This window comes from Streptomyces sp. NPDC002845 (assembly GCF_053591955.1).
Genome location: NZ_JBSFUU010000003.1, coordinates 233702 through 244645, shown reverse-complemented (window position 1 = coordinate 244645; position 10944 = coordinate 233702). Strand labels below are relative to the sequence as shown.

At 67.5% G+C, this 10944-nt stretch carries 7 protein-coding genes and 2 pseudogenes; 3 read left to right on the top strand and 6 right to left on the bottom strand.

Going from position 1 to position 10944, the window contains the following annotated elements; all coding sequences use genetic code 11:
- Positions 1 to 764 (top strand): IS21-like element helper ATPase IstB (istB, locus tag ACWD3C_RS03570; protein WP_451139604.1); only part of this gene is annotated, 764 nt, incomplete at its 5' end.
- 493 nt (positions 765 to 1257) lie between these two features.
- On the opposite strand, the gene ACWD3C_RS03565 is transcribed toward istB, so the two are convergent.
- The 5 genes and pseudogenes from ACWD3C_RS03565 to ACWD3C_RS03545 form a co-directional block, all read right to left on the bottom strand.
- Complete coding sequence (locus tag ACWD3C_RS03565) at positions 1258 to 2919, bottom strand: hypothetical protein (protein ID WP_451139602.1); 1662 nt, start codon at positions 2917 to 2919, stop codon at positions 1258 to 1260.
- A 12-nt stretch (positions 2920 to 2931) separates the two neighbouring features.
- Positions 2932 to 5010 (bottom strand): NB-ARC domain-containing protein, encoded by a 2079-nt coding sequence (locus tag ACWD3C_RS03560; RefSeq protein WP_451139600.1) that lies wholly within the window; start codon positions 5008 to 5010, stop codon positions 2932 to 2934.
- Between the two features lie 79 nt (positions 5011 to 5089).
- Positions 5090 to 5416, bottom strand: coding sequence for a hypothetical protein (locus tag ACWD3C_RS03555; RefSeq protein WP_451139598.1), 327 nt, complete (start codon positions 5414 to 5416; stop codon positions 5090 to 5092).
- 690 nt (positions 5417 to 6106) lie between these two features.
- Positions 6107 to 6217: pseudogene (locus ACWD3C_RS03550) on the bottom strand (HipA family kinase); the annotation flags it as partial.
- A gap of 513 nt (positions 6218 to 6730) precedes the next feature.
- Positions 6731 to 8302, bottom strand: a complete 1572-nt coding sequence (locus ACWD3C_RS03545) for an IucA/IucC family protein (RefSeq protein ID WP_451139596.1) — start codon at positions 8300 to 8302, stop codon at positions 6731 to 6733.
- A gap of 123 nt (positions 8303 to 8425) precedes the next feature.
- On the opposite strand from ACWD3C_RS03545, the gene ACWD3C_RS03540 reads away from it, so the two are divergent.
- A complete protein-coding gene (locus ACWD3C_RS03540) occupies positions 8426 to 9988 on the top strand; it encodes an IucA/IucC family protein (RefSeq protein ID WP_451139594.1) in 1563 nt (520 codons plus the stop codon).
- Positions 9989 to 10108: 120 nt separating this feature from the next.
- Here ACWD3C_RS03540 and ACWD3C_RS03535 read toward each other — a convergent pair whose 3' ends face one another.
- Entirely contained in the window at positions 10109 to 10537 is a 429-nt protein-coding gene (locus ACWD3C_RS03535; RefSeq protein ID WP_451139629.1) for a dTDP-4-dehydrorhamnose 3,5-epimerase family protein, read from the bottom strand.
- Between ACWD3C_RS03535 and ACWD3C_RS03530 the strand changes: the two are divergent.
- Positions 10521 to 10871 (top strand): annotated as a pseudogene (locus tag ACWD3C_RS03530) (sugar nucleotide-binding protein); the annotation flags it as partial. The gene ACWD3C_RS03535 and the pseudogene ACWD3C_RS03530 sit on opposite strands and share 17 nt — an antisense overlap.
- Positions 10872 to 10944: the final 73 nt, after the last annotated feature.

Sequence of the window (10944 nt, the reverse complement as noted above, 5' to 3'; positions counted from 1 at the left end):
GGGACGTCACCGCCGAACTGGCCTTCCTCAGCCGTGCGTTGAAGGCACCGGCTCTGCTGGACGCCGCCGACCGGCTCGCTGAACGCGCCACCGCCGAATCCTGGACACATCAGGAGTACCTGGCCGCCTGCCTGCAGCGCGAGGTCGCCGCCCGCGAGGCGCACGGCGGCGAGGGCCGCATCCGCGCGGCCCGTTTCCCCGCCCGCAAGACCCTGGAGGAGTTCGACTTCCATCACCTGCGCGGGCTGAAACGGGAGGCGGTGGCCCACCTGGGCGCCCTGGACTTCATCACCGGCAAGGAGAACGTGGTCTTCCTCGGCCCGCCCGGCACCGGCAAGACCCACCTGGCCATCGCTCTGGGCATCCGTGCCTGCCAGGCCGGACACCGCGTCGCGTTCGCCACCGCCTCGCAGTGGGTCGACCGCCTGGCCGCCGCCCACAGCACCGGCAAGCTCCAGGACGAACTGCTCCGTCTCGCACGGGTCCCGGTGCTGGTGATCGATGAGGTCGGCTACATCCCGTTCGAATCGGAAGCGGCGAACCTGTTCTTCCAGCTGATCTCGGGCCGCTACGAACGCGCGTCCGTGATCGTGACCAGCAACAAGCCGTTCGGACGCTGGGGCGAGGTCTTCGGTGACGACACCGTCGCCGCCGCCATGATCGACCGTCTCGTCCATCACGCCGATGTGCTCTCCTTGAAGGGAGACTCCTACCGGCTCAAAGACCGCGACATCGGCCGCACACCGAGCGCGGCAACCGGGTGAACAACTGCACACACGGGGTCAAAAGTCACCGACCCCAAAGGGGTCCAGGTTCAGAGACCGCCGACACCGGTCGCTGCGGTGAGCCGGTCGATGCTGCGTAGTAGGTAGTCCGCTGGTGTGGAGGGGGCCACGGCCCGTCGTGCCCGTGTGCGAACAGCTTCGCCGCTTCGTCCGGCGTCGGCTGTGAAGTACTCGTGGAGGGAGGTGTGGCTGGCCGCCCCGAAGCGGACAGCGACGTCTTGCGTTCGTGTGGCTTGAGCCCAGTACGCACTGCGCACTGCGCTAGGCCGGAGCTCTGCCTGTTCAGCCGCGGAGATGGGGGGCGATGCCGCCGTCGCGAGCCCTTCGCGCATGAGTGACCGTACGAACTGGTCGTTTGCGCGGATCTGATGCCGCGGAGGGCTTCGAAACCACAGCTCCGATGACATTTTCGTCGTTTGGATCTGTTCGTTGACCGACTGCAGGTAGACGTCGAGGCTGTGGCGATCCGGTGTCATGGATGCGTGTCCGCGGTGTCGTTCACCAGGGCCGCGTAGCCTTGAAGTAGCCGTTCGGTGATGTGGTGGCCTTCGTCTCCCAGGCTGAACCGCCTTGAGCTCAGAGCGGAGGCAAGGAGAGCGAACGCCATCGCTGTGGTCAGCGAGTCCTTGTCTCCTTCCTCTAGCCAACTCGCTGTGACCGTGAGGTCCCGGATGAACGGTGACAAGGAACGAACAGCCCACGCGTCTGCCGGTCCTGGCACGGCACTGGCTTCGGCTGCCGGTGGTGATTGGGCCAGCAGCCGGCCGAGGTCCAGCAGGAGGTTGCGGAGGGCGGCGGTGGATCCGTTGGTGGCTTCCTGTTCGGTCTGGTTGATGGCGTGGGGGGATGCCATGCACTCTGCTTCGATGACCTCGTGGATGTCTTCAGGGGACATTTCCCGAAGCCAGATCCGCGCGCGCTTGCGCCGCGTCTCCCTCATGTCGGCGAAGAAGGGCATATTGAGAGGGCCTTGCAGGTCGTACTGGAGTCTTTGCACGAGCCAGCCGACGGGAGACGCGCGAATAGCGGCGTTCTGGGACATTTGCCGTGTGCGTAGATTATTGAGTGTGACGCCTGCGCATTGACGTGAGTACCACTGGGTGAAGGATTTTCCGGTGAGCGTGTGCCGCCGGGGGTCTACCAGAAGGTCTGGTTTTGCAGAAAGTTGGTCCAAGGCTGCTTCGATGGTGGGTTTTTCGTGGTGCACGGCGGAAAGGAATTGCTCTCGTGATCCGCCGGCGACGAGGAACTGCTTGAGAGGCGTGTGGCCGGGCTCTTTGGAGCCCAGTTGTTCCTCGCTGTCATCAGTGCGGTGGAAGGCCGCCATGACAGCGCTTCGGGCCGCTCCAGTCGACGTGCGGTATCGATGGTGGACCAGTCTGCTTGCTGCGAAGATCGTATGGCATGGTGCCTCGAGATCGGTCAAGTGGACCACGAGGGGGTCAGGCGTTTCGAGGAAGTCCGCCTGGGCCATAAGTACTTCATCAACTCGGCTCTCGAACGGAAAGATGCAGGCATCTTCGTCGCTCCAGACGCTCCCGTCCGCTTCCACGAAGCACTGTCTGAAGAGCCGGTTCGTGCGGGGCAGGTAGGTCAGTCCCTGGCCTGAGGGTCCCTTCGTGCTGCCCAGGCTCCAGGTGACAACTACTTTGTACTCGTCGATGAAGGGGCTGTTGTCCAGGTGCAGGGTGTTGTCCCGGGCGACGACATCGACGGGGTAGGTGTCCTTGGCCCGCATGTCGATGATCTTTATCGGGCCGCCCAGTGCATAGGCGATGAGGACGGCGAAAAGCGGGTGTGCGACGGTGTCCCACAAGCCAGGGTTTCTCAGCAACGGTGTCGACGAGGCGATGTTCAGGTAACTGTGTAGCGTGCCGCGGCTGCCGCCTGCGCGCATCTCTGCGTCGTAGGTCTTCCGGAAGTCATCGAACTGATCTGCCGGGAGTAGTCCGGTCGTGCTGACGGCTCCCTCGCGGGCGAGCGCTCGGCTTAAGGAGCTAAGGGCTTGTGTCCCGAGGAGATTGTCCAGCGTGGCGCGGAAGCGGGTGTCCTCTGTCCGGCGCGAGAGCTGACGGTAGGAGGACGGGCTGGCCAGTCGATCGGAGGGGACGAGGGGTGTGTGACGCAGAGCCATGTGGTTGCCGTTTCACCTGGGCTCGTCTGCGCTGACGAAGCGATCGAGATCTGTGAGGACGCGATGGACCTCGGCCACCGCGCTGTCGTTCCCGACTTGGGTGTACGCATCTTCGAGCTGCTGCAGAATCGCACGAACGGAACGGGAGTTGCCGAGTGCTTCTTCGGCTCGCCATGCACGCTCTAACCAGGTGCAGCCTTTCTCGAGGTCTCCGGACTTGACCCCAGCTGTCCCCAGGACTCGCAGGGCGAGCGCGCGCCCGTACGCGTTCGCCCTTTCCTCGCACATCGCCAGGCTGCGCAGGCCCAGGTCTTCGGCCCAGGTGTAGCGTCCCAGCTCGATGAGGGCGCGTGCGGCGTCGTACAAGCCTCGTGCTTCGCGCACGGCGTTGTTGTTGCGCCGGGATTCCCTGGCGGCACGCAGCCCCCAGCGCAGGGCCTGGTGATAGGCGCCGGAGCGGAGTGAGAGTTCCGCCATGGCATGTTGGGTGGAGGCTGTCTGGCTGCTGTCTCCGCGGGCACTTTCAATGCTGAGGGCCGCCAAGAGTTGGTCCTTTGCAGAGTCGAGTCGTCCGGCGTCGGCGAGCGCCCTTCCCAGGCCGCGCCGGCAGTGAGCCTCCATCGGGTGGTCGCCAGCCATGGCTGCTTGGAGGGCGCGTTCTTGGACGTCGAGGGTTTTGGGAACGTCTTGTCGCCAGTAAAGGTAGGTATTGACGCACCAGGCAAAGCGGGTGACGAACTCGTAGTCGTGGGTGTCTGACGCTTCGTCCATCAGGCGGACCATGGACGGCGTGATGGTGCTGAACCAGGTGAGTGCCTCAGGAACGGTGAATCGGACCTCGCTGGCGATCCGTTCTGCGGTGTCTCCCAGCGCGATCGGGGACCGGTTGGGGTCGATCGCTTGGTCGGCTGCGAAGCTGAGCGCAAGGTAGGTGGTGCGAATCCGGCGGGCGATGTCGATCTGTTGTTCAGCGTTCAGTACTTGGGCGCGCGTTTCTGACAGGTACGCCCGGATGATGTCGTGCATGCGGTAGAGCCCTCGGCTGATCTCGTCGATCAGGGAGGCGAGACTCAGTGCGCGCAGGGTCCGGTCGCATCTGGATTCGTCCTGGTCGAGGACGAGGCGCAGCACGGCGCTGGAGAGCTCGGTATTGGGCAACATTGATGCTGCGTACAGGACGTACTTGGTTTCAGGGTCGAGGTCTTCGACGGACCAGGAGACGACTCTTCCGACCTCTATGCCGAGATCAGCGTCGTCGAGGAACCGTAGTGGTGTGTCTCCGGACTGGATTCCTGCGAGTGCGTCCTGGAGGTCCCATGTGGTGTGGACGGCGAGTTTGGCGGCGACGATGGCAAGCGCAAGCGGGTGTCCTTCCAGCAGTTCGACGATGCGGGTCGCGCTGTGGTTGTCCCTGCCGACGCGGATGAAGCCCACGCGTTCCGCAAGTAGTTCGATGCCTTCTTCGATGCTGAGCAGCGGCAATTTGAGGACCTGAGCCTGGTGTCGAATGATCATTTCGGGGATGGCGCGTCGACTTGTGACAATCAGACTTGAGCCCACACCGGGAACGAGTTCTCTGACATCATCGTAGGTCGACACGTTGTCAATGATCACCAGGCATTTTTTTCCTGCTGTCGCTGCGAGAAATGCATTGCCCCACCCTGTGTCGTCAGTCAAATCGGTACGGTTTACGCCAAGCGCGGCCAGGAAGGTGCGCAGTGCGTCACGGGGTTCCACCCTCGGGGCATTCGAATATGCCTGCATGTCGACGAAGAACTGCCCGTCGGGGTAATTTTCCAGCCGCGACCCCGACCAGGCGAGTGCCAGGGTGGTCTTCCCTGATCCAGCCAGACCCCACAGCACACAGCACCGGGATCCTGCAGATCCCATGGCGTCGTCCATGGCTTTCAGAAGGTGCGACCGGCCGATGACCCGGCCTACGCCACCGGGCAGCATGTGGGGCACGTCCGCGCGGTTCACCGAAGGTGACCGCTGGACATATATCGGTCCTGACGACCCAACCTGCAGCAGCTGATTCGCCGACAGGCGTTCCGCAATGTTATGCGGAACGCCTTCGTGCTCAGGGTTCACTGAGCCTTTCCTCCAGTCCTTGTCCACCGGCACGGTCCAGAGTCGCCCCTGGCAGTTCGTATCCCTGTTGCGTTATGCGTCACATCGAGACGTTACCGATATTCTGAGCCTGAATGAGTTTCTGCACATTGCTGGATGTTACGGAATTGTTGGCGCCAGCGGACATCGAAAGCCTGTGCAGATGGTCCTGGAACGTCGGGTCCTGACTCGCGTACGTGAACAGCAGGGCCTGAAGTTCACGCCTGTCATCCGCGGAGAGGGCTCCGCGTTCCGCCCGGGTCAGGACTTCCAGTTCCTGTGAAGGCTCCTGATCTTTGGAAAGGTAGCGGCGGATGAGGTCGATGAGCGCAGCGCCGGATCCTTCGGAAATCCTGGCGAGTGCAGCAGTCACAATGGCCTCTGTCACACGTCACGCTCCCTAATTGAGTTGGCAGGACCGGACAAGCCAGGGGGGCTGGCATGCTGGACGAATGTCAGTTGGGGTGTGCAGGCGTAACGACGGAAGAGGATCTTTAGGTGGCGCTTGAGACAAAGAATGCAGGTAGAGGTAACGGTACCCTCCGCCTTGGCTGTCAGAAGCACAACTCATGAGAAGAAACGATTCTTCTGGCGGCTGCCCTATCGGGGAGCCAGGGCGCTTCCAGGTTCCGGGGTCGTGCCCGAGCGCCAGTCCCCAGGCGACCTGGCTCCAGGTTCTTCACCGGCCGCGACGCGTTCGAGAAGAGCGCGCTGCCGTTCGTTAAGGGCAGACCACCTGTGCACGGGGTCCAGCCCGCACCGCGCTCCCATGCGCTGCATAGAGCCGAACGAGTGGCCCTCGGCCCGGGGCAACCGAGTATGGCAGAGTCGGCCACTACAGAGTGCCCCAGCCCCTCGGCAGTCACTCAGCGTGCCTACGACAGGGAGGGTTTCGTCTCGTCGCCGCTGATGACCTCGGCTTTTCCTGGGGAGAATCTGGGGAGTATCCGCGCCGCTGGGGAGCGCGTGGGGAGGATCGGCTACATAAAGCAGCACGAACCTGAAACACTCCGAAAGGAGCATCTGTGCAGGTCAGCGACAGGGATTGCTGCATCACCGCAGGTCAGCGCCACCCTGTGGACAACTTCACGACGTACGTCCCCAGGTCGTCGGCCTCGACGACTCCGGGGACGGAGCCGCCCGCCCGCAGCGGTGTCACATATCGGTCGGCGGTCACTTGGCGCAGCACACCGGCCACTGTAATTCAGCCGGTCGTACGACTGATCGGCATTTTCGACCGGTCCCCGCCTGGGTACCATCGCGGACACGCCGCCCGCCGCCCCCCGCATACCCGGACTGAACTGCGCAAACGGTGTCCGCGACTTCGACCACTCCGTCTCGTCTGAGGGCATCGAGGTCGACGTACAGAACCGCCGTGTCGGGTGCTCGGCCTCCAGTCGGCGGGCGAGCCGGAAGCCGAGGGTGGTCTTGCCCATCCCGCTCAGCCCGCTGAGGGCGACGACGAGGGGGCGGTCCGCCGTGCGGCCCGGAAGACGCGGGCCTGTTCGTCCTCGCGGTCGACGAAGTGCGCTATTGCCGGGGGGAGTTCGCGGGACGGGGATGGCCGTGCGCTGTTCCCCGTGGATGTGCAGGTTCTCGATGGATTCTGCCTGGACGAGGCTGCCGATGTGCACCTGTCCACCCGCGCTGTTGTGACGTGCCCCCGCCCGAGTGCGTCGCGGTGTCCGTAACGCGCGCCACTCTAGGTGGCGCCCGGTAAAGTCCCCGTGACCGCCAGCGGGTTGGGCAGGGGCAGGTACCGCGCATCCGCCCCGTCCGCCCCCGTCCACCGCAGCAGCAGATTCGTCTTGCCGGGCAGGGTCGGCGAATCGAGCAGCGCGGAGACCTCGGGGATCTCTCCGTGGCGGCTCAACTCCCGTCGTACGGCGGGCCACAGCGCGGGATCGGCCTGTGGGTACCGTTCGGCGAGGGCGCTCGCTATCTCGGTGAGGTTGTTGACGACGAGGCAGTACACGAGCCGTTCCCAGCCGGCGGCGCGCTCCACGTCGGTCAGCAGTTTCACGCCCTCGGCGTCGCGGAACAGTGCCTGGACGGGGGTGGCGGCCGGGTCGACGGCGACGACCGTGTTCTGCAGGTGGGCCTCCAGGACGACCCCGCGCCGTGCGAAGAGCTCCAGGGCGGGTGGGACCACACACCGCAGGTACGCCTCCCACCAGGCCACCGGGTCGGTGAGGTCGCCCGGCAGGCCGCCTTCGTGGGACTCGGTGAACCAGGCGGCCAGCAGCGGGGTCGTACCGGGCGCGAGGTGCTGCCGGAGGCCGTCGCGGACGAGTACGGCCAGTTCCTCGAAGGCGAAGGAGGCGGTGCGGTAGCCGCGGTCGCTGAGCCAGGCGCTCTGCGGCAGGGTGGCGGCGGCCGCGGTGACGGCCGAGTCCGTGCGGCGCAGCCCTCGCAGGTCGTGCCGCCAGAGCCGCCGGATGTCGTTGGTGATGCGCACGTCGAGGCTGAACTTCACAAACAGGTCGTCCTCCAGGTCGTCCGCGGGGACGTACAGCGTGCGGATGGCGGCCGTCGGCCAGGCGAGCCGCGCACCGCGCCCCAGGCGGAGCAGGCGGCCGTCGGCGAAGGCGTCGCGTACCTCGGGCCGGGCGCCGACGAGGTCGAGTTGCCAGGGGTGGGCGGGCAGCAGCCGGTAACCGGGCGGCGCCTCGCCGAGGGCGTCCAACACGCCGGTGTCGCCCTCCTCGACGACCGTGTCCTCGCGCACCGCGAGCAACTCCAGCGGGAAGCGGGCGTACGCCTCGGGCGCGTACGGCAGCCAGGCGGCGACCGGGCCGCCGCCGCGGGCCTTGGGCGCCGGATGGTACGGATGGCCGGTGACGAGGGACTGCTCGGAACGCAGGTAGGGGTCGTCGGGCGGGGTGGCGGCGGCGCGGGCGGTGAGCAGCGCGGCGAGGACGTCGCGGCTGTCGAGGATCTCGCCGGGGAGTTCGTCGTTGGGCACCGAAGTGAACCGCAGCAGCTCGTCCGCGGCCAGTTCGACCAGGCCGGTGTGGTCCAGGCGGCGCCAGCGGCCGTCCGCGGTGCGCAGTTCGGGCCGTACGGGACGGCGGCCGCCGCTCGTGCGCAGCAGTCGTCCGCTGGCGCGCAGCCGGAAGGCACCGGGGCCCGCGGGTTCGGCGATCTCCCTGAGGAGGCAGTTCAGGAGCGGGGCACCGGCGAGTTCGTCGGCGGTGCTGCCGATGTCGATGCCGTTGTACTGGGCGGCTGCGGAGGTTGCGGAGGTTGCGGAGGTTGCGTCCACGGAATCCATTCGTTGCGCGCTGCGGGGCACCGGCGGTACGGGGGCGGGGAACGATCAGTATGTCCACATGTCCGCCGAGTGGTCGCGCACCGCTGCGCGACGCCGTCGAAGCCCCAGCCTAGGAGCCCTTTCGTGCCACACGAGCCCGGGAGCCCCACCGCCCAGCGGCCCTCCCCCGTCCCGGCCGCCGGAGCGGAGCTGTCCGCCGCCGCCGAGCTGGAGACCGTACGTCCCGGACTGTCGGCGCCGTACGCCGCTGCGCTGCCGGGGGCCCGTGCGGCGGTGCTGACGCGGCTGTGGCGGGGCCTCGCCGTCGAGCCCCTGCCGTGGGTGGCGCGGCGCGAGCCCGGCCGGGACGGGCTGACGCTCCACCTGGCGGACGGCCGCGCGCTGCACGGGCCGCACCCCGACCCGTACGCCACCGGCGCGTACGTCACCGAGGTGGAGCTCGACGGGGTGCCGTACGACCAAGCGGCCCGGCTGATGGCGGCGCTGGACGTACCGCACGGTGCCGGTTTCGCCGCCGAACTCGACCACAGCACCGCGTCCCTGGCACTGGCGCGGGCCGCGCGGCCGGTGGGCGAGCGGGGGCGGCCCCGGGCCCTGTGGGAGTGGGAGCAGACGGTGGTGGACGGTCACCCGTATCACCCCAACTGCCGTTCCCGGCCCGGCTTCTCGGTGGCCGAGCAGCTAGCGTACGGGCCGGAGCACGGACCGGTGGTGGAGCTCGGCCTGGTGCCGGTGCGGGCGGAGGAGGCGCGGATGACGGGCGGGTGGCCCGAACATCTGCGGGACGGGGACCGGCTGCTGCTCCCGGTCCACCCGTGGCAGGTGGCCCACGTACTGAAGTCCACGGACCCCGAGCCCGGTCCGGGCATCCCGGCGCACCCCTTGATGGCCCTGCGTACCCTGGCCCCCGCCGACGGCGGCCCGCACATCAAGACCGCCCTGACCGCCCGCCTCACGTCCTCCGTGCGGGACATCTCGACGTACTCCATCACCACCGCCGCCACGGTGTCGGCCTTCCTGGAGAGCCTCGTGCCCCGGCTCGACGGGCTGCTGCACATCACGCGCACGCTGGGCGCGGCAACGGCGGACGGGCCCGACCTGGCGGCGGTGCTGCGCGAGGCGCCGGAGGCGTACGCGGGGGCGGGCGAGAGCGTGGTGCCGGTGGCGGCCCTGGCCACGACAGACCTCGCCCGGTCATCATCCTGGATGCGCGACTTCACCACCCTCACGGCAACGGTCTGCCTACGCCTGCTCGACCTGGGCGTGGCCTTGGAGGCGCACGGCCAGAACCTCCTCGTCGTCCTCTCCCCCACGGGCACCCCGCTCAGGCTGGTCTACCGCGACCTCGCCGACATCCGCATCAGCCCCCGGCGCCTCACCCGCCACGGCCTCGCCGTCCCCGCCCTGACGGGCCGCCTGATCACGGACGACCCGACCGCCCTGCGCCGCAAGCTCTTCGGCTCCCTCGTCACCGGCACCCTGGGCGCGACCTCCGGCTCATCGGCACCCCTGCGCCAGGCCCTGTCCACCGCCGCCCCCGACCTGCCGCGCACACCGGACCTGACCGCCCTGCTCGAAGAGCCCCTGCCCATCAAGGCGTTGACGACGATGCGGCTGACGCCTCAGCGGTCGGGGGACATCTGGACGACGGTGGGCAATCCGCTGCGGGACGGGCACCCGGTGTAACGGCGGTCTGGCACAGTCGGCAGCTCCGCACTCCGCCGATCCCGGGCGTGCGGTGCGGCACGAACGAACATCACCCCGATCGGCTGTCGTACACCGCCCGCGTTCACTCGGTCGTCAACTTCACCGGCCGGCAAGTCCCTTCAAGGGGCCACACCCATTGCGGAAGGCAACGCACTCCTTGTACGACGGCAGCAGCCCCTGGCGCTCCGCCTCGGCCAGAGAAGGGGCCGTCGCGTCCTTGGAGGACAGCAGTGGCTCGATGCCTGTGGGCCAGGCGATGCCCAGTTCAGGGTCGAGCGGGCTGATGCCGTGTTCGCGGTCCGGGGCGTAGCCCGAAGAGCACAGGTAGACCACGGTGGTGTCGTCTGTGAGGGCGAAGAAGGCGTGTCCGAGGCCCTCGGAAAGGTAGACGGCATGGTGGGCCTCGTCGTCCAGGCGGACGGTCTCCAGCTGTCGGTAGGTCGGGGAACCCATCCGGATATCGACGATGACGTCGAGGGCCCCCGCCCCGAGAACCCGCCCCTCCACCGTGACCGCCCCCGCCGGGATCCACCACGGCACCAGCGGCGGCGAGACGACCTGGTTCGGCCTCACCCGGGAAGTCTTCCGGCTGCTCGGAGCCGCCCCAGAGCGGATTCGGCCGACGACCAGCGCCGCCTTCGCGCGGCCCGCCCCCCGCCCCGCGTACAGCGTCCTCGGGCACGATCGCTGGCGCCAGGGGCGGATCGAACCGATCCGCCCCTGGCGCGAAGCGCTCCAAGAGGCGTTTCCGGCTCTGCTCAACGCCGAACGGCCCGGGGACAGCCGGTCTCAGCATCGGGACTCGGTTGGTGACAACAACCCGGCGAACCTGGACCCGTCCGGGACATGGCGGAGGACGTGATCCGCTCCGGGGCCCTCACCGACGGCTTCACGGTCGCGGTGCTCTACCGGGCGCGTCTGGCGGGACTGTTCGG